The 23,617-nt window shown below is 65.4% G+C and carries 19 protein-coding genes and 3 tRNA genes; 9 read left to right on the top strand and 13 right to left on the bottom strand.

Annotated features, from left to right (window positions below; all coding sequences use genetic code 11):
• Nucleotides 1–13: 13 nt before the first annotated feature.
• The gene (locus U5L98_RS04510) at nt 14–370 is read right to left on the bottom strand and encodes a hypothetical protein (RefSeq protein WP_322557151.1); all 357 of its coding nucleotides are present in this window, start codon (nt 368–370) and stop codon (nt 14–16) included.
• Complete coding sequence (locus U5L98_RS04505; RefSeq protein ID WP_322557150.1) at nt 367–906, bottom strand: hypothetical protein; 540 nt, start codon at nt 904–906, stop codon at nt 367–369. Before U5L98_RS04505 ends, U5L98_RS04510 begins: the two co-directional genes overlap by 4 nt.
• A 185-nt stretch (nt 907–1,091) precedes the next feature.
• Here U5L98_RS04505 and U5L98_RS04500 point away from each other — a divergent pair, with 185 nt between their 5' ends.
• On the top strand, nt 1,092–1,565 hold the full coding sequence (locus U5L98_RS04500) for a Dps family protein (RefSeq protein ID WP_322557149.1): 474 nt from the start codon (nt 1,092–1,094) through the stop codon (nt 1,563–1,565).
• A gap of 111 nt (nt 1,566–1,676) precedes the next feature.
• Here the strand turns inward: U5L98_RS04500 and rmuC are convergent, their stop codons facing one another.
• Genes rmuC through U5L98_RS04485 form a run of 3 tightly spaced genes read right to left on the bottom strand, consistent with a single transcriptional unit; the run spans nt 1,677 to nt 6,827 of the window.
• Nucleotides 1,677–3,092 carry a DNA recombination protein RmuC gene (gene rmuC, locus U5L98_RS04495; protein WP_322557148.1) on the bottom strand — a complete coding sequence of 472 codons (1,416 nt, stop codon included), beginning with the start codon at nt 3,090–3,092 and terminating at the stop codon, nt 1,677–1,679.
• Between the two features lie 58 nt (nt 3,093–3,150).
• Nucleotides 3,151–4,614, bottom strand: a complete 1,464-nt coding sequence (locus U5L98_RS04490) for an aminoacyl-histidine dipeptidase (protein ID WP_322557147.1) — start codon at nt 4,612–4,614, stop codon at nt 3,151–3,153.
• Between the two features lie 32 nt (nt 4,615–4,646).
• Complete coding sequence (locus tag U5L98_RS04485) at nt 4,647–6,827, bottom strand: tRNA(Met) cytidine acetyltransferase TmcA (protein ID WP_322557146.1); 2,181 nt, start codon at nt 6,825–6,827, stop codon at nt 4,647–4,649.
• Nucleotides 6,828–7,171: 344 nt separating this feature from the next.
• Between U5L98_RS04485 and dctP the strand changes: the two genes are divergently transcribed.
• From dctP to U5L98_RS04465, 4 genes are all read left to right on the top strand, one after another.
• Nucleotides 7,172–8,275 (top strand): TRAP transporter substrate-binding protein DctP, encoded by a 1,104-nt coding sequence (dctP, locus tag U5L98_RS04480; protein ID WP_322557145.1) that lies wholly within the window; start codon nt 7,172–7,174, stop codon nt 8,273–8,275.
• A gap of 107 nt (nt 8,276–8,382) precedes the next feature.
• Nucleotides 8,383–8,886, top strand: a complete 504-nt coding sequence (locus tag U5L98_RS04475) for a TRAP transporter small permease subunit (RefSeq protein ID WP_322557144.1) — start codon at nt 8,383–8,385, stop codon at nt 8,884–8,886.
• Nucleotides 8,883–10,208: a TRAP transporter large permease subunit gene (locus tag U5L98_RS04470; RefSeq protein WP_322557143.1), complete on the top strand. Its 1,326-nt coding sequence runs from the start codon at nt 8,883–8,885 to the stop codon at nt 10,206–10,208. The genes U5L98_RS04475 and U5L98_RS04470 overlap by 4 nt, the downstream gene beginning before the upstream one ends.
• Nucleotides 10,209–10,430: 222 nt before the next feature.
• Nucleotides 10,431–12,086, top strand: coding sequence for an ABC transporter permease (locus tag U5L98_RS04465; RefSeq protein WP_416208172.1), 1,656 nt, complete (start codon nt 10,431–10,433; stop codon nt 12,084–12,086).
• Here U5L98_RS04465 and U5L98_RS04460 read toward each other — a convergent pair.
• Nucleotides 11,997–13,124, bottom strand: coding sequence for an ABC transporter ATP-binding protein (locus U5L98_RS04460; protein WP_322557141.1), 1,128 nt, complete (start codon nt 13,122–13,124; stop codon nt 11,997–11,999). The genes U5L98_RS04465 and U5L98_RS04460 overlap by 90 nt on opposite strands.
• Nucleotides 13,125–13,442: 318 nt before the next feature.
• Between U5L98_RS04460 and U5L98_RS04455 the strand changes: the two genes are divergently transcribed.
• Complete coding sequence (locus U5L98_RS04455; protein WP_322557140.1) at nt 13,443–14,471, top strand: Fe(3+) ABC transporter substrate-binding protein; 1,029 nt, start codon at nt 13,443–13,445, stop codon at nt 14,469–14,471.
• A gap of 59 nt (nt 14,472–14,530) precedes the next feature.
• Here U5L98_RS04455 and polA read toward each other — a convergent pair whose 3' ends face one another.
• Nucleotides 14,531–17,296 carry a DNA polymerase I gene (polA, locus tag U5L98_RS04450; protein WP_322557139.1) on the bottom strand — a complete coding sequence of 922 codons (2,766 nt, stop codon included), beginning with the start codon at nt 17,294–17,296 and terminating at the stop codon, nt 14,531–14,533.
• Nucleotides 17,297–17,449: 153 nt separating this feature from the next.
• Between polA and U5L98_RS04445 the strand changes: the two genes are divergently transcribed.
• The 3 genes from U5L98_RS04445 (at nt 17,450) to speA (ending at nt 20,749) form a co-directional block, all read left to right on the top strand.
• The gene (locus U5L98_RS04445; RefSeq protein WP_322557138.1) at nt 17,450–17,749 is read left to right on the top strand and encodes a DUF2782 domain-containing protein; all 300 of its coding nucleotides are present in this window, start codon (nt 17,450–17,452) and stop codon (nt 17,747–17,749) included.
• A 121-nt stretch (nt 17,750–17,870) separates the two neighbouring features.
• The gene (locus U5L98_RS04440) at nt 17,871–18,830 is read left to right on the top strand and encodes a homoserine kinase (protein WP_322557137.1); all 960 of its coding nucleotides are present in this window, start codon (nt 17,871–17,873) and stop codon (nt 18,828–18,830) included.
• Nucleotides 18,827–20,749, top strand: coding sequence for a biosynthetic arginine decarboxylase (gene speA, locus U5L98_RS04435; RefSeq protein WP_322557136.1), 1,923 nt, complete (start codon nt 18,827–18,829; stop codon nt 20,747–20,749). The genes U5L98_RS04440 and speA overlap by 4 nt, the downstream gene beginning before the upstream one ends.
• A 119-nt stretch (nt 20,750–20,868) precedes the next feature.
• On the opposite strand, the gene U5L98_RS04430 is transcribed toward speA, so the two are convergent.
• The 6 genes from U5L98_RS04430 to mutY all read right to left on the bottom strand — a co-directional run bounded on the left by U5L98_RS04430 (nt 20,869) and on the right by mutY (nt 23,552).
• Nucleotides 20,869–21,534 carry a fumarylacetoacetate hydrolase family protein gene (locus U5L98_RS04430; RefSeq protein WP_322557135.1) on the bottom strand — a complete coding sequence of 222 codons (666 nt, stop codon included), beginning with the start codon at nt 21,532–21,534 and terminating at the stop codon, nt 20,869–20,871.
• 262 nt (nt 21,535–21,796) lie between these two features.
• Nucleotides 21,797–21,872, bottom strand: a tRNA-Thr gene (locus tag U5L98_RS04425).
• Nucleotides 21,873–21,915: 43 nt separating this feature from the next.
• Nucleotides 21,916–21,990, bottom strand: a tRNA-Gln gene (locus tag U5L98_RS04420).
• 6 nt (nt 21,991–21,996) lie between these two features.
• Nucleotides 21,997–22,072, bottom strand: a tRNA-Phe gene (locus U5L98_RS04415).
• A 92-nt stretch (nt 22,073–22,164) separates the two neighbouring features.
• Nucleotides 22,165–22,437, bottom strand: coding sequence for an oxidative damage protection protein (locus U5L98_RS04410; RefSeq protein ID WP_250063664.1), 273 nt, complete (start codon nt 22,435–22,437; stop codon nt 22,165–22,167).
• 23 nt (nt 22,438–22,460) lie between these two features.
• Nucleotides 22,461–23,552 (bottom strand): A/G-specific adenine glycosylase, encoded by a 1,092-nt coding sequence (gene mutY / locus U5L98_RS04405; protein ID WP_322557134.1) that lies wholly within the window; start codon nt 23,550–23,552, stop codon nt 22,461–22,463.
• Nucleotides 23,553–23,617: the final 65 nt, after the last annotated feature.

Raw genomic sequence — 23,617 nt, 5'->3', positions numbered from 1 at the left:
TCATCATGGTGGGTCACCAGGGCGACAGGCTGAGCCGCGATTGCAGCTCGGTCAGCAGTGGGTCCAGCACGTTCGGCGGCAGTGGCCGTCCCCCGCGGGTGGCCGTGAAGCTGACCCGACTACCGCTCCCCTGGCCGGCCACGCGCAACGACACGCCGTAACCCGGCATCCGGCCCAGCACCGCCTCCAGGCGACCCAGGTCGCCGTCGGCATGGCGGATCACGTAGCCGCGCTCCATAAGCAGGCCCATGGCCTCTCGCAGGGTGGTTTCGGGCGTCGCCGCCAGGTGCAACTCGCGGGGCTCGGGCGGAGCCGGGGTGGCACAGCCGGCCAGCCAGGCGACCAGCAGGATGATAAGGGGGAGTCTCATCTCGGGGTCTCCCGGACCGATACGTCCTCGATGGCATCGCGCAGCTCTCGGCAGAAGGCGGCATCGCTGGCACTGCGTGATTCGCGCAGCTCGCCTCGCCAGTCGAAGAGGCGGATATCCCGGCTCACCTGCAGCTGCTGCTCACCCACCACCACCGAGACACGCTCGATGCGGGTCGCCTCCTCGGTCACCGGCCCGAAACCGACGCCGATGCCGAGCATCACCCCGGAGGCGACATGGCCACCGCTGCCGCCCAGCATGAAGCCGCCGAAGCGGGGCAGGCGCTCGAGGTCACGATCGGGATAGCGGGTCCTCCGGGCGCGCTCGGCACTGACCAGCCCCAGCGTCGAATCGGTGTGGCGCACCAGGAAGCCCTCCGCTTCGAGAGCCGTGACGGCCCGGGCCAGGCTATCGCCGGGTCTGACGGGCCAACGGCACTCGGCGGCCGGCGCAGTCTCTGCCACCGGCAGGGTCGTCGGTGTCACCTGGCAACCGGCCAGCACCACCGGCAGCAGCAACAGCAGCCATGCACGCATCGGAGAATCTCCGCGAAGGGTCAAGGGCAGTCTACTCTGGAGGCCGGCGGGGATGAAGCGCCTTGAAGAAGGCGCCCGACACCCACATGTCATGGAGATCGGCTATGGTGGCCATCGAAACCATTGACTTATCCGCCGCCGGCAGACCACGTACCCTATCAGCATCGCGATCAAGGAGACATTGCATGAGCGACACCAATACCATCGGCCTGCACGAAGCCAGCGCCAGCCAGCTCGCCGAGAAGCTCAACGAGCTACTGGCCAACTACCAGATCTTCTATATGAACGTGCGCGGCTACCACTGGAACGTGAAGGGCCGCCAGTTCTTCCAGCTACACGAGAAGTTCGAGGAGTTCTACACCGATCTGCTGACCAAGGTCGACGAGGTCGCCGAGCGCATTCTGACACTGGGCCATCAACCGGTACACGCCTACAGCGATTATGTAAAAATTGCCAGAATCCAGGAAGACAAGAACGTCCATGACGGGGAAGCCTGCGTGCGGGGCGTACTCGAGGGCTACCAGACCCTGATCGAGCTGCAGCGCGAGCTGCTCTCCCTGGCCTCGGATGCCGACGACGAGGGCACCGCTGCCCAGGCCGGCGACTATATCCGCGAGCAGGAGAAGACCGTGTGGATGCTGGGCGCCTACCTCGGCTGATCACCAGCTGTACAGCACCGCTGCACACGAAGCCGCCCACCGGGGCGGCTTCGTCGTTCCTTTTCCGGTCGAAAGGATCCGTCGAAGAGGCCGATTCAGTCGGTCCATGACTTAGGCGCCATTCGTCGCCTTGTCCTCCGGCTCGTCTTCACCCCCGGCGGCGCGCACCAGCCCCGTCGACAACGGCTTCTTCATGCGCACCCCCAGGCGCTGCAGCTCGGTGGCCTGGGCGATCAGGCTGCCCTGTCCGCTGGAGAGCCGCGCCATGGCCCGGCGATGACTGTCGCCGGCTCGATCCAGGTGGCGGCCGACCTCCTCGAGACTCTCGACGAAGCCGGAGAACTTGGCTAGCAGCTTCTCGGCTCGCTCACCGATCAGGCGTGCGTTCTCGTTCTGGCGCTCCAGGCTCCACAGGCCTGCCACGGTACGCAGGCTGGCCAGCAGGGTGGTCGGAGTGACCACCACCACCTGACGGTCGAAGGCCTCCTGAAAGAGCGTGGGATCGCGCTCGAAGGCGGCGGCGAAGGCCGGCTCCACCGGCACGAAGAGGAACACGAAGTCCGGCGAATTGAGCCCCGGGAGCGCCGGGTAGTCCTTGCCCGAGAGGCTGGCGACATGGCCGCGCAGCGACTGCAGGTGGGCCTTCATGGCCGTCTCGCGCTCGACCTCGTCCTCTGCGTTGACCACCCGGGTCCAGGCCACCAGCGATACCTTGGCATCGACGATCAAGTGGCGGTCGTCGGGCAGGTAGATCACCGCATCCGGGCGCTGGCGCCCCTGATCCCCCTGCAACGAGACCTCACGGCGGTACTCGATATCCCGGCGCAGACCGCTGCGCTCCAGCACGGTCTCGAGCATCAGTTCGCCCCAGTGGCCCTGCGCTTTCTGGTCCCCCTTTAGGGCTCGAGCGAGGCCCGCGGCCTCCTCGCCGAGGCGGGCATTGAGCCCGGCGAGCTGTTCGAGTTGGGCCTTGAGGGAGCCACTGTCTCGACTCTGCTGGCCATGCAGCTCCTCGACCCGGCGTCGGAACTGGTCGACCTGCTCGCGGAAGGGTCGCAGCAGGGTCTCCAGGCTATCGCGACTCTGCACCGAGAAAGCCTGCTGTCGCTCCTCGAAGATGCGCCCGGCAAGCTGTTGGAACTCCTCCTTGAGACGCTCTCGGGCCTCTTCCAGCAGGGCCAGCTGCTCACGGTGACGCAGGGCCATCTGCTCGCGCTCGGTCTCCAGCCGGGCGGCATGCTCGCGCCGCTCGGACAGCCGGTCGCGTGTATCGGCCAGCTCAGCCTCCACGTTCGCCAGGCGTTCGCGACTGCCATCCAGCTGCGCATCGCTGTGGGCCAGCTCCTGCTCCAGCCGACGTACCTGGGCCTCGCTCTCGGTGCGCTCCCGCTCGCGGACGAGGAGTCGTGCTTCAGCGGCGACCAGGCGCCTGCGCCAGGACAGCCCCGCCCAGGCCATCACCAGCAGCAGCACCGTCAGCCCCCCGGCTACCCAGGCAGGTATTGCCTCCTGCAGCAGTTCAGTCATCTTGGCCACTCCCGAACCATGCACCATGGTGACAACCGCGGCGGGTGCGGACACGCCGCTAGCCTCTTGCCAGGTCCTCGACCAGGGCGCGCAGCAGGTCCCAGAACTCCGCCACGGAATCCAGCTCCACCCGCTCGTCGGGGGAGTGGGCGCCGCGGATCAGCGGGCCGAAGGAGATCATGTCCAGCTGGGGGTACTTGCCGCCGAGGATGCCGCACTCGAGGCCGGCGTGGATCACCTTGACCTCGGGGTCATTGCCCAACCGTTCGCGATGAAGGCGGCAGAAGCGCGCCAGCAGCGGGCTATCCGGGTTCGGCGTCCAGCCCGGATAGGCATTCTCGACCCGGGTGCGCGCCCCGATCAGCTCGAACAGCGCCCGGAAGCGGTCGGCAAGCTCCGCGGCGGCGGTATCGTGCAGCGAGCGCACCAGGGCGCAGAGGTGAAAGCGCCCCTCTTCCAGGCTGACCACGCCCAGATTGTTGGAGGTCTCCACTACACCCAGCACCGCGATGCTCATGCGCTCGACGCCGCAGGGCGCCACGTGCAGGGCACGCACCAGCAGCTGGCTGGCCTGCTCGGTCAGCGCCTCAACCGGCCTGGTATCCAATGGCGTAAGCGTCAGAATAAGCCCCTCGTCGACTCCGGCCAGTTCGGCGCGCAGCTCGTCCTCCAGTGCTGCTACCCGCTCCTGGGCGGTCGCCCGCTGGTCGTCCGGCAGCGCCAGGGTGGCGAAAGCCTCCCGCGGCAGGGCATTGCGCAGGGTGCCGCCACGGTAGTCGACCAAACGCGCGCCGAAGGGCTCCAGCGCCCGCAGTGCCCGCACCAGCAACCGATTGGCGTTGCCGCGCCCCTTGTGGATATCGATGCCCGAATGCCCGCCGGAGAGTCCGGTCAGCGACAGCCGCAGCGCCTGCTCTTCCTGCACCAGGGGTGACCTGGGCAACTGCGCCTCGACGATGACGTCGGCCCCGCCGGCGCAGCCGATATAGACCTGGCCGCGATCCTCGGAATCCAGATTGAGCAGCAGGCGTCCCTCGAGCCAGCCTTCGGCCAGGTTGAGGGCCCCGCCCATGGAGGACTCCTCCTCCAGGGTGAAGAGCGCTTCCAGCGGACCGTGCACCAGAGTCTCGTCCTCGAGAAGCGCCAGCGCCGCTGCCACCCCGAGGCCGTTATCGGCGCCCAGGGTGGTATGGCGGGCATGGAGCCAGCCGTCGTCGCCTATCCGAGTCTCGATGGGATCTTGAGTGAAGTCGTGGGGATGGTCGGCATTGGCCTGAGCCACCATGTCCAGGTGGCCCTGCAGGATCACCCCCGGCGCCGACTCGAAACCGGAAGTGGCGGCCTTGCGGATGCGCAGGTTACCGAAGGCGTCGCGGTCATGGGCCAGCCCCAGGCCGTCGGCCCAGCCCTCAAGGATCGCTACCAGGGTGGCCTCGTGGCCGGAAGGGCGCGGCGTATTGCATAAGGTGCGAAAGTGTCGCCACAGGGGACGGGGGGAGAGCTGCTCGAGATGTGCATTCATGGCGGTTCTGTCTCGCGATTGACCCGGAAACTCTACCGGCCGGTCTCGCCCGAGGAAACCCCACGCTCGGTGCCGAGAAGGCCTGCCACGACCTCACGCAGCCAGGCCATCACGCCTCGCTTTCCCGATACGCCAAGGCGCGTCACTAGCCAGGCCGCCTCTCGCCCCTGGAAGGCCCAGGCGGCAAGCAGCGCCAGCGCCTCGTCCTGGCGGCCCGCCAGACTCGCCTCACCCGCACGACACCTCACCAGCGCCTGAATCGCCGGGCGAGCCAAGGCGGGCTGGCGATGACCAAAGGCCACGTCACCGAGGTCGCGGCGATCCTCATCGGCAAGGGGCGCGGCAGGTACCTCGGCGAGCAGGGCCACCACTACCGCCGGCTCCAGCTCGGACAGCTCGAAGGCCAGCAGTCCTGGCAGTTGACGGTGGAAACGTATCAGTAAGCGCTCGGCGAGCCGCTCTCCCCTCGGGCCAGTGGGCCGCACCACCATCAGCGCATGCTCGCCGGTGGCCGTCTCCCGAGTCAGCCCCAGTCGAACCGCCCGAAAGCCTGCTGCCTGCCAGAAAGACTGCAGCCCTGCCTCGGCGCCGAAGCTCGCCCCCAGCAGGTCGACGCCATCGTGACGGGCGCGAGCAACCTCGGCCTCGATCAGCCGCCGTCCCATCCCGTGGCGGCGCTGCTCGACCGGCACGGCGATGCGCAACACCCGCCGCAGATGGGCAGTCAGCGCCTCGCGCTCACCGGCGTGGGCGGCCAGAGACTGGGCCAGCAGATGGCCCCGCGGGCGCCGCTTGCCCCGCGCCACCTGCTCAGCGAGGTCAGCCTCGAAGCCTCCCTCGTCGCCGCTCACCACGACACCCTGCAGAGCCGGTCCGGCCTCGAGGTCGGTAAGCGCAACGCCCGGACCATCCAGCAGGTGACGCAGGTCGGCAGGCGTGGTTCGGTAGTGGGCCTGAACCAGCAGGCCGAAAAGCGCGCGCAGCCGCGGCTCGTCACGGGACAAAGCATCGCGGTCCAGGCGTCGAAGGGTCGGCTCTCCTCCGGCGTCAACGCAGGCCGTGGGCTCGGCATCCAGCATCAACAGGCGCGAGGTCAGGGCCTCCAGCGGGTCGCCCACGGCCCAGCGGATCGGTTCAGCCAGGTGGCACTCCCGCCAGTCGGGGGTCTGGCGCGCGAGCCGCTCGCGGAAGCGTAGCGCGAAACCACGCCCGGACCCCTCGTAGCCATGGATGGTGGTGGCAAAGGCGATGCGCGGAAACACCTCTAGCCACTGACCCAGCAGCGGCGCGGGGATCGCCGCCGCCTCGTCGACCAGCAGTAGCCGGCCGGGCCCGCCGACCTCGCCCTGCTCGGCCAGTGCATCGGGGGGCAGGAAAGCAACCCGCCCTTCTCCCGTCTCGAAGACATTGCCGCGCCGCTTTCCCGCGGGGCAAAGGGCCGCCAGGCGCTCGAAGAGCCCTGCCACGGCCGAAGGGCGGGGTGCCGTAACCAGGATCTCCATTTCCCCCGCCGCCAGCAGGCGCGCGCAGGCGATGCCCAGCGCCGCCGTCTTGCCGCGCCCGCGATCGGCGGTCAGCACCAGGGGCCGCCGGCGACGTAGCCGAGTAAGCCTTGCCACCGCCTCGGCCTGGTCGCGGCTCAGGCAGTCCGGGTCCTCGGTGCTAGGTGCCCTCTCTGGTGGCGGCATTTCGGGCAGGGACAGACCCAGCGGCACCTCCCCCGCCGTCCAGCGGATCACGCGCGCGTCGGCACGCAGCAGCCGAGCAAGCCGGGCCAGATAGCGAGCGCTGAGCTGCTCGGCTCGCCAGGGGTGCTCGGCCAGACGTCGGTAGTCGGCATCAGGGCGCGTGCCCCAGTCAGGCGGGGTCATCAGCACCAGCAGGCCACCGGCCCGCAATGTGCCGGACAGCGCACCGAAGGCCTCGGGATCGAAACCGCTCGCTGCGGAAACAGCATCGAGCACCACCAGGTCCTGTTCGCCACCCAGGCGCGTGCGAGCCTTCGAGGCCGGCAACCAGTTCGATGTTTCGATGCCCTCGCCAGGCTCGGCGGCGACCCACAGCGGCAACGACCAGGCATCTGCCTGCCACAGGGCCAGGGCCTCCCGACGGCAGGCATCGGAGGTACCGCTCAACCAGACCAGACCACGCCAGCGGTGTTGGCCCAGCCGGTGCCGGATATCCTGCAGGGAAGCGAAACGGTCGCGGGTCATTAAAGGCTCCTTCAGGATTTCAACTTTGGTCTAAGGGTGCGCGACCTTTCAACGCTGCCAGTCGTTCAGGCAGTGCAATTCGGATGCCATACAATCGTTTTATCTTGTTGATTAAAAAGAACTTATCCATTATTTTTCGAGGGCCGGGCAAGCCCTGGCCAGGAAGCCTGGGCGGCTACGAGCTCAGTCGAGTATGTCCGCTGCCTCATGCTAGCTTGTTTGCTGTTGCCGAGTTGCGCGGATGGTCAGACCCGCCCGTAGTGCAGGCGGCTACTCACCAGCACCCACGGCCGACTTCCATCGACTTCTCGACAAGTAGAACAACCCACGAAGGGAGCACCTCAATGAAGAAAATGACCAAATTCGCCCTCACCGGGCTGGCAGCGGGCGTTGCCCTCGCTGCCATGAGTTCGACCGCCCAGGCCCAGGAACAGTGGACCATGACCACCACCTGGCCGGACAACCTGGACCTGATCCAGATCGACCGCCACTGGGCAGAGCTGGTCAACAAGCTCGCCGGTGACGAGGTGCAGATCAACTTCCGTGCCGGCGGCACCCTGATGCCCGGCACCGAGGTCTTCGATGCCACCCAGACCGGCAGCATCGAGGCTGCCGGCGACTGGCCCGGCTACTGGGCGGGCTATAGCTCGGCCTTCTCGCCTCTGGCCACCACCACCAGCCTGTTCAACGGCGTCGACTACCTGAACTGGATCAACCAGTGGGGCGGCTTCGAGCTCTATCAGGAAGTCTACGGCCAGTACAACATGGTCTACCTGCCCTACGGCATCACGAACAACGAGTCCGGCTTCCGCGGCAATACGCCCATCGAGAGCATTGCCGACCTGGACGGCAAGCGCCTGCGTCTCTCCGGCCGAGACCAGGGACGCGTGCTCGAGCAGCTCGGTGGCTCCCAGGTCACCCTGGCCGGTGGCGAGATCTATCAGGCCATCGAGCGTGGCGTGGTCGACGGTGCCGAGTTCTCCACCCCGGGCGTGGATTACAAGGCCGGCTTCTCCGAAGTCGCCGACTACTGGTCCGTGCCGGGCTGGCACCAGTCCGCCAGCGTGTTCGGTGTGATGATCAACCAGGATGCCTGGGATGCTCTCTCCGAGGAGGCCCAGGAAAAACTGAAGATCGCGGCACAGGCCACCATGGCCTGGTCGCTGGCCTGGTCAGAGCGCGAGTCCACCGAGGGCACGGTGAAATTCCTCGAGGACGGCACCGAGATCAACCAGCTCTCCGAGGAGGATCTGGCCGAGATTCAGGAAATCACCAACCAGGTGATCGTCCAGGGCGCCTGCGAGGACCCGATGCACGCCAAGGTCTACCACTCCATGATCAGCTACCTGGAGCATTACGCCAACTGGCGGGATATTTCCGTTCCCTACAACATGAGCCGCGTCACCGACAACCTGCCTTCACTGGAAGAGATCGAAGCCTGCATGTAAGGCTTCGCCAGGGCCCTCCTCCCGGGAGGGCCTGCCGGCTGGCCAGCGGCTGATCGTCGCCGGCCGGCTTGACGTCATGTTCCCACTGATTCACGAGATCCCCGCTCATGAACGCCATTGCCAAGGCCATCGATGCCCTCAACGAGGCCTTCGGTCGTCTGATCGCCCCGCTGCTCGCCGTTATCACGCTGATCGTGATCTACGACATCGCCATGCGCTTCTTCATCGGCCGCCCCAGTGACTGGGCCTTCGATGTCACCAAGATGCTGTTCGGCGTCCACTTCATGCTGATGGCCGCCTACGGGCTGCGCCACCACGCCCACGTGGAGGTCGACGTCCTCAAGCGGTTGCTCTCGCGCCGCAAGCAGGCCGCCCTCGAAATCCTGGGCTACCTGGTCTTCTTCGTACCCTTCATCTGGATGCTGCTGACCCTGGGCTGGGACTTCTTCCAGCGCTCCTTCAGCCGCGGCGAAACCACTTACGGCATGGTTGCCGTCCCCGTCTACCCGGTGAAGGCGGTAATCGTCATCGCCGCCTTCCTGATCTTGCTGCAGGCCGTTGCCATCGTCATCCGGGCCATCCAGCAACTGCGCGAGGAGGAGGCCAAATGAGTGCCGAAATGCTCACCCTGTTCATGTTCGGCGGGCTGCTGGTCGGCCTGTTCATGGGCCATCCGCTGGCCTTCGTGCTGGGCGGTATGGCCGTTCTCGGGGCCTGGCTCGGCCCGGGTGCCAATACGCTGGGTATCCTGATCAACAACATCTACGGCAACGCCATGGACAACTACGTCCTGGTAGCCATCCCGCTGTTCATCCTGATGGCACGTTTTCTCAACGACTCGGGCGTCACCGAGAAGATGTTCGACACCATGCGCCTGCTGCTGGCCAACCTGCGCGGTGGCCTGGCACTGACCGTGGTGGTGGTCTCGGTGCTGCTGGCTGCCACCACCGGCATCGTCGGCGCTTCGATCGCGGTGATGGGCATGATCGCCCTGGTGCCGATGCTCAAGTACGGCTACAACAAGGAACTCAGCACCGGGGTGATCATGGCCAGCGGCTGCCTGGGCATCCTGATCCCGCCGAGCATCATGCTGATCCTGATGGCCAGCTACTCGCCGGTCTCGGTGGGCGCGCTGTTCGCCGGCGCCCTGGTGCCGGGCCTGATGCTCGGTGTGATGTATGCCCTCTATGTGCTGATCATCTGCCACGTCAAACCCTCATACGGCCCGAAAGTGCCGGCGGCAGAGCGCGCCGAGACAAGCACTGGTGAACTGCTGATGATGCTGGCCAAGTACGTGCTGCCGCCCATGTCGCTGATCCTCGGCGTGCTGGGCTCGCTGTTCACCGGCATCGCCACCGCCACCGAAGCTTCGGCGATCGGCGTGACCATCGCCTTCCTGCTGTTTCTGATCTTCGGCGACCGAAGGATCACCACCTGCTACCACACACTGATCGAAGCCAGCAAGACCACCACCATGGTGATGCTGGTGCTGGTCGGCGCCACCGCCTTTACCGGTGTCTTCTCCATCGGAGGCGGCATGCAGGTGATCCATGAGGTCGTCATGGCGATGCCGGGCGGGACGACCGGGGCGCTGATCCTGATGCTCTTCCTGGTGTTCATCTTGGGCATGTTCCTGGACTGGACAGGCATCGTGCTGCTGAGCTTCCCGATCATGCTGCCGATTGTCGAGAACATGGGCATCGACGTACTGTGGTTCGTGGTGATGGTCGCCGTGGTGCTGCAGACCTCCTTCCTCACCCCGCCCTTCGGCTATGCGCTCTTCTACCTCAAGGGGGTGGCACCACCTGGCGTTGAAATCGTCGACCTCTACAAGGCGGTGATTCCCTTCGTCGCCATTATCGTGCTGGCCTGCCTGCTGATGGCGTTCTTCCCATCGCTGATCCTTGGCCTGCCATCGATGCTGCTGGGGTAGTAAACGCGTAGCACCTGCCGCGGCAACACCAGGCGCCCGCCGCTCATCCAGCGGCGGGCGTCTTGCATCGGGACTTGACATGGATCACCGCCGACCGGCTGCAGAGCCTGACGGCAACTGATACCATTTGCAGCCGTTACGGCCTCGCATTCGCGTGTCCGAAACTCTGCCTTCGCAAGGAGTCCTCGCTTGTCACGATCCGCCCACAGCGGGCTGTCCGCCCTGTCGCGTCGACTCTCGCATCGCTTCACCCCCTGGACATTGCTGATCCTCGCCGTGGCCCTTGTCGTGGCAGTGCCGGTGCTGGCCGTACTGGCGCATATCGTCATGCCCACCGGTGGCGTGTGGCAGCACCTCGCCAGCACGGTACTGCCACGCTACCTGAGCAACACCCTGTTTCTGGTGGTCACGGTGGGCATCGGCACCCTGGTGATCGGTACCGGGACAGCCTGGTTGGTGGTGATGTGTCGCTTCCCGGGCAAGCGGCTCTTCGAGTGGGCCCTGCTGTTGCCGTTGGCCGTGCCCACCTATGTGATCGCCTATGCCTACACCGACTTCCTACAGGTTGCCGGGCCCCTGCAGTCCTGGCTGCGAGAGCTGTTCGGCTGGAGCTACGGCGACTACTACTTCCCCAGCGTCCGCTCCCTGGGTGGCGCGGCCACGCTGATCACCCTGGTGCTCTATCCGTACGTCTACCTGCTGGCGCGCGCCGCCTTTCTCGAGCAGTCGGTGTGCGTGCTGGACGTGGGGCGTACCCTGGGGCGCGGTCCGTGGCGGCTGTTTGCCAGCGTGGCGGTGCCGCTGGCGCGCCCGGCCATAGTCGGCGGCGTCTCGCTGGTATTGATGGAGACCCTCAACGAGTTCGGGGCAGTGCAGTTCTTCGGTGTCGACACCTTCACCACCGGCATCTATCGCACCTGGTTCGGTCTCGGCGAACCGGTCGCAGCTGCCCAGTTGGCGGCCTGCCTGTTGGCGTTCGTAATTGCTCTGGTGCTGATCGAGCGCGCCTCGCGCGGCAAGCGCCGCTACTTCCACACCACCAGCCGCTACCAGCAACTTCCCGAATACCCGCTGCATGGCTGGCGCGCCGCTGGTGCCTCCATGGCCTGCGCCCTGCCGGTAGTGATCGGCTTTTTGATCCCCAGCGCCATTCTCGGCCAGCTCGCCATCCAGCAGGGCGACACTCTGCTAGGGACGCGCTTTCTCGACTTCGCCTGGAACAGCCTGGCACTCGCCGCCATCGCGGCCGTGATCGCGGTAGGCCTGGCGGTGATACTGAGTTACGGCGTGCGCATCGATGACCGCCCCGTGACCCGACTCGCCACGCGAATAGCCGCTATGGGCTATGCCATTCCGGGCTCGGTCGTCGCGGTGGGCATCCTGATCCCCTTCGCCTGGCTGGATAACGCCGTCAATAGCTGGTTGCACGAACACTACGGGGTGATCATCGGGCTGATCTTCAGCGGCTCGGCGTTCATACTCGTCTACGCCTATGTCGTGCGCTTTTTGGCGGTCTCGTTCAACGCCGTGGAAGCCAGCCTAGGCAAGGTGACACCGACCATGGACGCCGCCTCGCGGACGCTGGGTCAGACGGCCGGCGGCACCCTGCGACGCGTTCACACGCCGATGATGCGCGGCAGCCTGCTCGCGGCAGGCATTCTGGTGTTCGTGGACGTCATGAAGGAGCTGCCGGCCACCATTATCCTGCGCCCCTTCAATTTCGACACCCTGGCGGTACGGGCCCATAACCTGGCCTCGGACGAGCGCCTCGCCGAGGCGTCCACGGCCTCATTGGCTATCGTGGCTGTGGGCATAGTCCCGGTGATCCTGCTCAGCATCGCCATGCGCCGCTCCCGGCCCGGCTCCGACAGCGCTTGAGGGAAAGACGAACACCTGGGACAGATCGAGGTGGATATCCACCGGCTGACCCTCGGCGGGCAGAAAGACCCCCGGCACGCGGGCGTGAAGGTGAGCCTCACGGCCATCCTCGCCGTGGGCGCAGATGTGCAGCAGGCTGCTGCGTCCCAGCAGCTTGGCCATGATCACGTGGCTGTAGCGGTGTTGCACAGGGGGAGCATCACGCTCGGTAATGCGCAGCGCCTCGGGACGGATCATCACCCGGGCCTGGCTCCCCTCGGCCAGCCAGCCGGCCTCCACCGGCCCCACCGGGGTCTGCACGCGGCCATGGCGCACCTCGCCGGACAGTTCGTTCACCTCGCCGAAGAAAGACACCACGAAAGGATCGCAAGGCGCGCAGTAGAGCTCGCGAGGCGTGCCCGTCTGCACGATGCGCCCGTCACGCATCAAGGCGATGCGGTCGGCCATGAACATGGCCTCTTCCGGGTCGTGGGTTACCAGCAAGGTGGCGGCCCCCACCTTCTTCAGCACGTGCAGGGTGTCATCGCGAATCCGGTCGCGCAGGCGTGCATCGAGACTCGAGAAGGGCTCGTCGAGCAGCATCAGCTGCGGCGCGGGCGCCAGCGCCCGCGCCAGGGCCACGCGCTGCTGCTGGCCACCGGAGAGCATGTGCGGGTAGACATCGGCGTAGCTTGCCATGCCCAGCTGCTCGAGCAGCGCCAGCGCGCGTCGGCGCCGCTGCCGGGGGGGCTCGCTCTTGAGGCCGAAGGTAACGTTCTCTAGTACCGAGAGGTGCGGAAAGAGGGCCGAATCCTGGAACGCCAGCCCCACGTTGCGCTTCTCCGGCGGCACGTGGCGCCCGCGCGGCACGGCAATCTCGCCGCCGTTGAGGGTCACGCGCCCGCGCTGCAGGACCTCGAGCCCCGCGGCGATACGCAGTAGCGTCGTCTTGCCGCAGCCGGAGGGCCCGAGCAGGCACACCACCTCGCTGGGCGCCACGCTCAGGTCGATACCCTTTACCACCTCGAGCTTGCCGAAGGCATGGTGGACATCCTGCATCGACAGCACCTGACCGGTGCAAGGTGAGGAGTGTTCGACGTGCGCTGGGTTGTGTTTGCGAGTCATAGGATCACGGCGGTTGGGTCGGAATGTAAACAGTGCCGCCTAGCATACCTGAGATAGCCGGTAAACACGTTTGAAATTTATTCGCATTCCCTTTCTTTTTCTTTATTTCCCGATTATGGCTGACTGATCAATTACCTATATGCTCAAGATCAACAGAAGGAGGGCTTGACGGCTCGAGAAAGACAGTCTTCAATAAAAAGGGTAAAAATGCAACGTATTATCATTCACTAAGGATCGTACACGAGGTTTCCGATGATCAAGCACGCGCGTCTCGCTCTCCCGCTCGCTGTCGCCATGGCCGGCTCTGCCATGGCTACCAGTGCTGCCGCCGAGGAGATCAACCTCTACTCCGCCCGCCACTACGACTCCGATGAACAAATCTATAAAGCGTTCACCGAAGAGACCGGCATCGAAGTCAACTTGCTGGAGGGCGACTCCGATCAGCTCATCGAGCGCATCAAGCGCGAAGGTGTGGCCAGCCCCGCCGATGTGATGATGACCGTGGACGCCGGCCGCCTGTGGCGTGCCGAGCAGGAAGGCATCTTCCAGGGCATTGAATCCGAGGTATTGGCCGAGCGCCTTCCCGACGCCATGCGTCATCCGGAGGGCAAATGGTTCGGTTTCAGTCAGCGTGCCCGCGTCATCTTCTACAACCGGGACAACTTCGATCCCAGCGAGATCGATACCTACGAAGACCTGGCCAGTCTTGAATTTGACGACAGCATCTGCATTCGCTCGTCAAACAACATCTACAACCAGTCGCTGCTAGCCTCGCTGATCGAACACCATGGCGAGGAAGAGGCCGAAGCATGGGCGCAAGGCGTGGTCAACAACATGGCACGCGACCCGGAAGGCGGTGACACCGACCAAATCCGCGGCGTGGCCAGCGGCGTTTGCGACCTCGCCGTAGCCAACCACTACTACTACGTTCGTCTGCTCAAGTCCGAGGACAACGCGGATCGCGAGGCGGCCCGCAAGGTCGGCATTCTCTTCCCCAACCAGGATGGCCGCGGCACCCACGTCAACGTCGGTGGCGCTGGCGTCGTCGACGGCGCTCCCAACCCGGAAAATGCCGTCCGTTTCCTGGAGTTCCTCGCCTCCGACGAGGCCCAGGAGATCTTCGCATCCGGCAACAACGAGTTCCCGGTGGTCGAGGGCATCAAGAAGGATCCGATCCTCGAGTCCTGGGGCAACTTCAACAAGGACGATGTCAACATCAGCGTCCTGGGTGAGAACAATCCGGAAGCCGTGCGGATCTTCGATCGCGTCGGCTGGCGGTAAGCCTTCAGGCCAGCCCTCCGGACGAAAACGCCACCGCAGCCGCGGTGGCGTTTTCATGGTCAGTGCGCCTCGTCCCAGTTCGCCCCACTCTCGGCCTCGACGGTAAGCGCCACATCCAGCTGGGCGGCCCCTTCCATGCGTCCCTTCACCTCCTCGATGAAGGCCTCGACCTGGCCTTTCTTGACCTCGAAGACCAGCTCGTCGTGGACCTGCATCACCATCACCGCATCGAAGTCCTCGCCCGAGAGCCAGGCATCGACGTCGATCATCGCCCGCTTGATGATGTCCGCCGCGGTACCCTGCATGGGAGCGTTGATGGCGGTGCGCTCGGCCCCCTGGCGGCGGGCCCGGTTCTGCGAATGGATCTCCGGCAGGTAAAGACGCCGGCCGAAGACCGTCTCCACATAGCCATCCTCCGCTGCCTGGGCACGGATGCGTTCCATGTAGCGAGCCACGCCGGGGTAGCGGTCAAAGTAGCGGTCGATGTAGGTCTGCGCCTGGCCGCGCTCGATGTGCAGCTGCCGACCCAGGCCCCAGGCACTCATGCCGTAGATCAGCCCGAAGTTGATGGCCTTGGCGCTGCGCCGCTGGTCGGACGAGACCTTGGACAGCGCCACCCCGAACACCTCGGCGGCAGTGGCGGCGTGGATGTCGCGGCCCTCTGAGAAGGCCTCGAGCAGCCCCTTGTCGCCGGAGAGGTGGGCCATGATGCGCAGCTCGATCTGCGAGTAGTCAGCAGCGACGATCCGGTAGCCTGGCCGGGCGATAAAGGCCTGGCGGATCTTGCGCCCCTCCTCGGTGCGAATGGGGATGTTCTGCAGGTTGGGATCCGATGACGACAGCCGGCCGGTGGCGGTGACCGCCTGGTGGTAGCTGGTGTGCAGCCGCCCGGTGGCCTTGTTGACCAGCCGTGGCAGCTTGTCGGTGTAGGTGGACTTGAGCTTGGCGAGTCCGCGGTGCTCCATGATCACCTTGGGCAGCGGGTAGTCCAGCGCCAGCTCCTCGAGCACCGCCTCCGCGGTAGAGGGCGCCCCCTTGGGGGTCTTCTTGATCACCGGGATCTTCTGCTCCTCGAAGAGGATCTGGCCGAGCTGCTTGGGGGAGCCGAGGTTGAACTCGCGACCAGCAAGCTCGAAGGCCCTGGCCTCCAGCTCGCGGATGCGCGCCTCGAGCTCGCGGCTCTGGGTGTGAAGCCGCTCGGGGTCCAGCGCCACCCCGGTGCGCTCCATGCGCGACAGCACCGATATCAGCGGCAGTTCGATCTCCTCGAGCACCTCGGCGAGCCGACCTTCGGCCTCGACGCGGGGACGCAGCTCCTGGTGCAGGCGCAGGGTGATGTCGACATCCTCGCAGGCGTAGGGAGCAGCCTGCTCCAGGGCCACCTGATTAAAGGTGAGCTGCTTGGCGCCCTTGCCAGCGATCTCTTCGAAGGAGATGGTTTTCTCACCCAGATACTTCAGGGCCAGGGAATCCATGTCGTGGCGGGTCGCCGTGGAGTCGAGCACATAGGACTCCAGCATGGTGTCCTCCAGGGGCCCGACCACCTCGATGCCGTAGTTGGCCAGCACCGAGATGTCATACTTGAGGTTCTGGCCAACCTTGGTTCGATCATCGCCCTCCCAGAGGGGACGCAAGGCCTCAAGCACCTCCTCGCGGTCGAGCTGCTCGGGAGCGTCGAGATAGTCATGGGCCAGCGGAATATAGGCCGCCTCGCCCGCTTCCAGCGACAGCCCCACACCGACCACCTGTGCCTTCATGTAGTTCAGACTGGTGGTCTCCAGGTCGAAGCAGAAAGTGTCACTCGCCGTGAGTCGTTCGAGCCAGGTGTCGAGATCGGCCTGGGTGAAGATGACATGGTCCTCACGGTCGGCGGGGCTGCCCGAGCTTGTCGCCCCGCCGTCCTCGACCGACACCGGTGTACCGCCTGCGTCGTCGACCCCTTCGTCCTTGCCCTCGAGCAGCTCGGCGAGCCACTGCTTGAACTCCAGGCGACGATAGAGCTCGAGCAGCGCCTCGCGGTCGGGATGTGCGATGTCCAGGTCATCGAGCCCTACCTGCAGCTCACAGTCAGTCTTGATGGTGGCCAGTTGGTACGAAAGGAAGGCCTGGTCGCGGTGCTCCTCGAGCTTCTTGGGCAACGTCTTGGCGCCGCGGAAGCCCAGCTCCTTGATCTTCTCCAGATCGTCATAGAGGGTCTCGAGCCCACCGTCCATACCCTGCAGCAGGCCCAGTGCGGTCTTCTCGCCGACCCCCGGCACGCCGGGAATGTTGTCGACCTTGTCGCCCATCAGGGCCAGGAAGTCGATGATCAGCTCTGGGGGAAGCCCGAACTTCTCCTTCACGCCGTCGACGTCCAGCGTCTCGTCCTTCATGGTATTGACGAGGGTGATGTGCTCGTTGACCAGTTGGGCCATGTCCTTGTCGCCGGTGGAAATCACCGCATCGCGGCCGGCTTCGGTAGCCTGGTGAGCCAGTGTGCCGATGACGTCGTCGGCCTCCACCCCCTCGATGCACAGCAACGGCAGGCCCAGCGCCTCCACGCAATCGTGTAGCGGCTGCACCTGGGAGCGCAGGTCATCGGGCATCGGTGGCCGGTGGGCCTTGTACTGCTCGAAAAGCTCGTCGCGGAAAGTCTTGCCCGGGGCGTCGAAGACCACCGCCATGGGGCTGTCGGGATAGTCCTTGATCAGCCGCTTGAGCATGTTGAGCACACCCTTGATCGCGCCGGTGGGCTGGCCGTCGGAGGTGGTCAGCGGCGGCAGGGCGTGGAAGGCGCGGTACAGGTAGGAGGAACCGTCGACGAGAACGATGGGCGTATCGGCCATGTAGGGTATCCATTGAAGCGTGGCGTAAGGTGATCCTGATCATCCATGATACGCATTGCCGCCACCTTTTGCCGTGGACGGTAGGTCGGGCGGCTACAAGCCCCTACACTGTAGGTAACCCCGCTTCCCCCCCGTGCGGCCATGGAGGTCATCATGAAGAAAATCCGGAGATACTCGATCAGCGCCCTGCTGCTGGCGCTCGCCCTGGCCGTGGTCAACGTTGGCGGCGCACTGGCACAGTCCTCCGCCGACCTCGAGCCGGATATCACCATCCGTCAGGAGGAGGAGCGCACCATCCGCGAGTACCGCGTCAACGGCGAGCTTTATGCCATCGAGATCCGCCCCTCCTCCGGTCCCTCCTACTTTCTCGTCGACCACGACGGCGACGGCGACTTCGAGCGCCGGGAGGGCGACCGCATCGCCGTTCCCCAGTGGATCTTGAAGACCTTCTAAACCTGCTGCCACCTCCTTACGACTCCCGGCTCCGGCAGGGCCTCTGCCGCGGCAGAGGCGCGTGCATCGGTGTGCCAAATCGCTACAATAGGCGGCTTGGCATTTCCCGGGCGAGAGACACATGGCCGTATTCACACCGCTTACCGAACCTCAGGTCGTCGAGTTCCTCAGCCGCTTCGATGCCGGCTCACTGGTCTCACTCGAGGGAGTACCCGCCGGCACCGAGAACACCACCTTCTTCGTCACCACCGACAGACGCGAGCTGGTGCTGACCCTGTTCGAGCAGGGCGAACACGAGGAACTGCCGTTCTTCGTCGAGCTGCTCGACTACCTGGACGAACACCGCCTACCGGTGCCGGGGCCGCTGCACGACCGTGACGGCATCGCCTTGCACACCCTGGCCGGCAAGCCGGCACTGCTGTTTCCCAAATTGCCGGGCAAGTCTCCCCTCGACCCGAACCTGGCGCAGTGCCGTGAGCTCGGCGACACCCTCGGACGCATGCACGTAGTCTCCCGGCACTTTCCGGGCCATCGACCCAACCCGCGGGACCTGCATTGGCTGCTGCCCATGCACCACAAGGTGCTGGTCTATCTCTCACCGCAGGACCAGGCACTGATGAAGGACGAGGTGGAAATCTACCAGGAGTTATTCGGCAACGCTCCCGACTTACCCCAGGGCGCGATTCACGGTGATCTCTTTCGGGACAACACCCTCTTCCATGGCGACCGCCTGGGTGGGCTGATCGACTTCTACAACGGCTGTACCGGTGACCTGCTGTTTGACCTGGCCATCGTCATCAACGACTGGGCCAGCGGACCCGACGGCCGCCTGGATGCCGCGCGCCACGATGCCATCCTCGCGGCCTATCTCGCGCGCCGCCCGCTGACGGCTGCCGAGCACAATGCCTGGCCGATGATGCTGCGCCTGACCGCGCTGCGCTACTGGCTCTCAAGGCTGCTGGTGATCTACGTGGACCCGCCGGCCCACGATCTAACTCCGCATGACCCCGAACAGTTCCGTACCATTCTCAAGGCGCGCCTGGAACACGGCGCCCTGCCGCTGCCCGAGGTGAGCGAATGAGCCAGCCCAAGAGCAGTGCCGCTGTCCCGGCACAGCGTGCGCGACGCACCTGGAACATCGATCAGTGGGGCAGTGGCTACTTCGACGTCAACAATACCGGCCACGCCCTGGTGCGCCCGCTGGGCAGCGAGGCCGAGGGCCCGGCCCTGCCACTGAACGACCTGGTGGCCGAACTACGCGAGGCCGGGCTGCGCTTGCCGGTTCTGGTGCGCTTCACCGACATCCTCCACGACCGGGTCGAACAGCTGTGTGCCGCCTTCGATACCGCCATGCAGGAGGAGGACTTCTGTGGCGGTTACACCGCCGTCTACCCGATCAAGGTCAATCAGCAACGTCGAGTGGTAGAAGAGATACTCGGCACCCAGGAGCGCGGCCACGGCCGGGTGGGACTCGAGGCCGGCAGCAAGCCGGAGCTGCTCGCCGTATTGGCACTCTCCGGCGATGGTCCCTCGCTGATCGTCTGCAACGGCTACAAGGATCGCGAATACGTCCGCCTGGCGCTGATGGGCGAAAAGCTCGGTCATCGGGTCTACCTGGTGGTGGAGAAGCTCTCGGAGCTGCCGTTGATCCTCGAGGAAGCCGAACGCATTGGCGTCACGCCCCGCATCGGCCTGCGCGCCCGCCTGGCCACGGTGGGGCGCGGCCGCTGGCAGAACACCGGTGGTGAGAAATCCAAGTTCGGCCTGACCGCGAGCCAGGTTCTCGCCGTGGTGGACCAGCTGAGCGAGGCCGATGCCCTGGCCAGCCTGCAGCTGGTTCATTTCCACCTGGGCTCGCAGATCGCCAATATTCGCGACATCCAGCGCGGCCTGCGCGAATGTGCGCGCTTCTACCAGAGCCTGGTGGAACTCGGCGCCCCGGTCGACACCGTGGACGTGGGAGGCGGCCTGGGCGTCGACTACGAGGGCACCCGCTCGCGAAGCTTCTGCTCCGCCAACTACTCCATGCTGGAATACGCGCGTAACGTGGTATACGCCTTCCGCCTGGCCTGTCAGGAGCTCGATCTGCCCCAGCCCCACCTGATCAGCGAGTCGGGCCGAGCACTCACCGCTCACCATGCGGTGCTGATCACCAACGTGATCGGTGAGGAGCGCATCGGCGACGAGGCGCCCCCGCGCCGGGTCGCGGGCGACCCACAGGTGGATGAGCTGTGGCGCGTCCATGACCTGCTGCACGAGCAGGCCGAGCCGCGCGGCCTGGTGGAGGGCTGGCACGACCTGGTACAGGCCATGGGCGAACTCCATGAGCGCTTCGTGATGGGTCTCACCGACATCACCGCCCGGGCCGAGGGTGAAGGCGTCTACTTCGCCGCCTGCGCCCGGTTACGAGCGCGGCTCGATACGCGTAATCGTGCCCACCGCGAGATCGACGACGAACTGGCCGAGAAGCTCGCCGACAAGCTCTTTGTCAATTTCTCGCTCTTTCAGTCGGTGCCCGACGTCTGGGGGATCCAGCAGATTTTCCCGGTACTACCGCTGACCGGCCTCGACCGCGAGCCGGTACGTCGCGGCGTCATCCAGGATATCACCTGCGACTCGGACGGGCGCATCGATGGCTATGTGGATGGCCAGGGCGTGGAGACCACTCTGCCGCTGCCGGAATGGCAGGAAGGTGACGAAAAACTGATCGGCTTCTTCATGGTGGGCGCCTATCAGGAGATTCTCGGCGATCTGCACAACCTGTTCGGCGACACCGACTCGGCGGATGCCGCCCTGGATAGCAACGGCCGCTGGTCGATCAGCCAGATCCAGCAGGGAGACCGAGTTTCCGACGTGCTCGGCTACGTCAACTTCGACGTCGCCGCCCTTCGCGAGCGGCTGGCCGAACAGCTCGCACGCAGCGGCCTGGAGCAGGCTGAACAGCAGGCCTTCCTCGACGACCTATCGGATGGCCTGGACGGCTATACCTATCTGGAGTGAGCACGCTAGATGTTTGGCGCGAAGGAGCGCCAGGGACCGATCGAAGAGGGGGTTCACAGCACCCCCTCGAAGGTCTGTCGCCGGACAAGCACCTAGCGCCACAGCTAGGAGTGGTGCCACTACTCCACCACGCGGGTGGTGACCTCCAGCCCGCCGGTGAGGGTGAAGTGCAGCGTCGTGCCACGCTCCAGCGGCCCCACGCCGGCCGGGGTGCCGGTGAGCACCACATCCCCCGGTTGCAGAGTGAAATGGCGGCTCATCTCCGCCACCAGGGTCGCCACCGGGAAGAGCATGTCCGCCCCTTCACCGTGCTGGCGTGACTCACCGTCCACTTTCAGGGAGAAGGAGATACCACTCCAGTTGGGCACCTGCGAAAGCGGCAGGAAAGAAGAAATCGGGCAGGCACCATCAAAAGCCTTGGCGATCTCCCAGGGATGCCCCTTCTCCTTGAGTCGCGACTGGACGTCACGCAGGGTCAGATCCAGGGCCAGTCCGATGCCAACGATACCCCGCTCGGCCTCGTCTGCCGTGACGTGGGAGAGCTCCTCACCGATCAGCAGCGCCAGCTCCGTCTCGTAATGCACCTCACCCCGTGAGAAGGGCGCATCGACCGGCTGCTCCAGCGTTACGGCAGCAGTTGACGGCTTGATGAACAGCAAAGGCTCGCTGGGCACCGGGTTGTCCAGCTCCCGGGCATGGTCGGCATAGTTGCGGCCGACGCAGACGATCTTGCCCAGGGGCTCGGGGAACGGCTGGCCATCGGTGAAACGGGGCACGAAGCGCATGGCGGTTGTTCTCCTTCCGGTGATCGCCGCCGCGACCAGGCGACAGGATTACCAGTCTACTCCAGCGACAACATGGATCCAGCATGCCGGCGTGGCTAATCACTCACGCTAGCGCCCTGGCGAAGAGGACTCGTGATGCCAGATGGTGAAGCCTGCAATTGATTAAAGGGACAACCAAAAAAAGCCACCTCGACGGGTGGCCTCTTTGTGCTGCAACTCATTGCATTCTGGACGTCTGGCCGAGAACTTCCCGATACTTGATTGGTGCCGGCAGCAGGAGTCGAACCCGCGACCTACTGATTACAAGTCAGTTGCTCTACCAACTGAGCTATGCCGGCTCGGGAACCGACTCGAGTTACAGAATCGGAAACAGGGTTGGCGTGGCTGGGGTACCAGGATTCGAACCTGGGAATGCCGATACCAAAAACCGGTGCCTTACCACTTGGCTATACCCCAGCAGATTGGTGGCCAGAGACGGAATCGAACCGCCGACACGGGGATTTTCAATCCCCTGCTCTACCGACTGAGCTATCTGGCCGCTGCCAACGGTGCGTATTAAACCCCAGCGGGCCGTTTCCGTCAACCCCTTCCGTTTCAGAAAGATGGCCGGGGATCGGCGACACGCGGGGGCTACTCGCCCCGGGGTACATAGCCCTCGGCCTGGTCGGTCTCGCGATTGTCGAGGAAGCGCTCCATCTGCTCCATCAGGTACTCCCGCGAGGCGGCGTCGAGCATGTTGAGGTGCTTCTCGTTGATCAGGCGGGTCTGCAGCGCCTGCCACTCCTCCCAGGCCTGTCGGGAGACGCTGGCCTGGATCTCCTGGCCCTTCTTGCCGGGCAGCGGCGGGAACGGCAGGGCGTCCATTTCCTTCTGGTACTTGCGGCAGAAGACGGTCTGGCTCATCGGGGTCTCTCCTCGTGCGGGGGTCAGGGCCCGGCGGCGGTGGTCAGCGCGAAGGGCATCAGCGACGCCAGCAGCGCCTTGACCGGTGCCGCCAGGCCGATACTGGCGGGCTCAGTGGGATCGTACCAGCAGCGCGCCTCGCCCACCGAGTCCAGCCGGTCGATGCGCGCCGGCTGCGGGGTGATCTCGAGGCGGAAGTGGCTGAAGACATGAATGAAGGGCGTCCAGGCGGGCTCGAGCTCGCTGCCCGGTGCCCGGGCGTCCAGCCAGGCCTGCAGCGCCTCGCCATCGTCGAACTGGGGCAGGCCCCAGAGCCCGCCCCACAGGCCGCTGGAAGGACGCTTTTCGAGCAGCACGCGCCCCTCACCGTCCTGCAGGAGCAGCATCACGGTGGTGCGCGTGGGCAGGGCCTTCCTCGGCTTGGACTCGGGGAAGCGTTTCTCCTCGCCGCGGGCGTGGGCCACGCAGACCGCCTCGAAGGGGCAGCGACCACAGTCGGGGCTGCCGCGCCGGCAGAGGGTCGCGCCCAGGTCCATCATCGCCTGAGTGAAGTCAACCAGACGCTCATCGGGCGTGTAATGCTCGGCCAGAACCCACAGCCGGCGTTCCACTGCCGGCCGTCCCGGCCAGCCCTCCACGGCGTGCAGTCGCGTGAGGACCCGCTTGACGTTGCCGTCGAGGATCACCGCTCGCCGCCCGGTGCTCTGAGCGATGATCGCTCCGGCCGTGGAGCGCCCGATGCCGGGCAGGGCTATCATCTCATAGAGACTGTGGACGGGAATTTCCCCCCCATGCTCATCGATCACCACCCGGGCAGCCTTATGAAGGTTTCGCCCCCGGGCGTAGTAACCAAGCCCGGTCCAAAGGTGCAGCACCTCATCCTGATCGGCCGCCGCCAGTGACGCCACGTCGGGAAAGCGCGCCATGAAACGCTCGAAATAGGGGATCACCGTGGCCACCTGGGTCTGTTGCAGCATGATCTCCGAGACCCAGATTCGGTAGGAGCTACGCTGCTGCTGCCAGGGCAGATCATGGCGGCCGTGCTCGTCGAACCAGGCGAGCAGTCGCTGCTGGAAGCGCTCCGGCGGCAGAATGGCTGGCGGCATGTCCGTCATGGGGCTCTCACTGCGCGCAAAAAAGCGCCGACTGGGGAGGTCGGCGCAGGGACTGGTCGTACGTG

It is taken from the genome of Halomonas sp. (assembly GCF_034520545.1).
GTDB lineage: Bacteria > Pseudomonadota > Gammaproteobacteria > Pseudomonadales > Halomonadaceae > Halomonas.
This window is presented reverse-complemented; position numbering and strand designations above follow the sequence as displayed.

Excerpts from the sequence above, each read along its gene's own strand:
- U5L98_RS04510 (WP_322557151.1), bottom strand. The coding sequence starts at position 370 with ATGAGACTCCCCCTTATCATCCTGCTGGTCGCCTGGCTGGCCGGCTGT.
- U5L98_RS04505 (WP_322557150.1), bottom strand. The coding sequence starts at position 906 with ATGCGTGCATGGCTGCTGTTGCTGCTGCCGGTGGTGCTGGCCGGTTGC.
- U5L98_RS04500 (WP_322557149.1), top strand. The coding sequence starts at position 1,092 with ATGAGCGACACCAATACCATCGGCCTGCACGAAGCCAGCGCCAGCCAG.
- rmuC (WP_322557148.1), bottom strand. The coding sequence starts at position 3,092 with ATGACTGAACTGCTGCAGGAGGCAATACCTGCCTGGGTAGCCGGGGGG.
- U5L98_RS04490 (WP_322557147.1), bottom strand. The coding sequence starts at position 4,614 with ATGAATGCACATCTCGAGCAGCTCTCCCCCCGTCCCCTGTGGCGACAC.
- U5L98_RS04485 (WP_322557146.1), bottom strand. The coding sequence starts at position 6,827 with ATGACCCGCGACCGTTTCGCTTCCCTGCAGGATATCCGGCACCGGCTG.
- dctP (WP_322557145.1), top strand. The coding sequence starts at position 7,172 with ATGAAGAAAATGACCAAATTCGCCCTCACCGGGCTGGCAGCGGGCGTT.
- U5L98_RS04475 (WP_322557144.1), top strand. The coding sequence starts at position 8,383 with ATGAACGCCATTGCCAAGGCCATCGATGCCCTCAACGAGGCCTTCGGT.
- U5L98_RS04470 (WP_322557143.1), top strand. The coding sequence starts at position 8,883 with ATGAGTGCCGAAATGCTCACCCTGTTCATGTTCGGCGGGCTGCTGGTC.
- U5L98_RS04460 (WP_322557141.1), bottom strand. The coding sequence starts at position 13,124 with ATGCAGGATGTCCACCATGCCTTCGGCAAGCTCGAGGTGGTAAAGGGT.
- U5L98_RS04455 (WP_322557140.1), top strand. The coding sequence starts at position 13,443 with ATGATCAAGCACGCGCGTCTCGCTCTCCCGCTCGCTGTCGCCATGGCC.
- polA (WP_322557139.1), bottom strand. The coding sequence starts at position 17,296 with ATGGCCGATACGCCCATCGTTCTCGTCGACGGTTCCTCCTACCTGTAC.
- U5L98_RS04445 (WP_322557138.1), top strand. The coding sequence starts at position 17,450 with ATGAAGAAAATCCGGAGATACTCGATCAGCGCCCTGCTGCTGGCGCTC.
- U5L98_RS04440 (WP_322557137.1), top strand. The coding sequence starts at position 17,871 with ATGGCCGTATTCACACCGCTTACCGAACCTCAGGTCGTCGAGTTCCTC.
- speA (WP_322557136.1), top strand. The coding sequence starts at position 18,827 with ATGAGCCAGCCCAAGAGCAGTGCCGCTGTCCCGGCACAGCGTGCGCGA.
- U5L98_RS04430 (WP_322557135.1), bottom strand. The coding sequence starts at position 21,534 with ATGCGCTTCGTGCCCCGTTTCACCGATGGCCAGCCGTTCCCCGAGCCC.
- U5L98_RS04410 (WP_250063664.1), bottom strand. The coding sequence starts at position 22,437 with ATGAGCCAGACCGTCTTCTGCCGCAAGTACCAGAAGGAAATGGACGCC.
- mutY (WP_322557134.1), bottom strand. The coding sequence starts at position 23,552 with ATGACGGACATGCCGCCAGCCATTCTGCCGCCGGAGCGCTTCCAGCAG.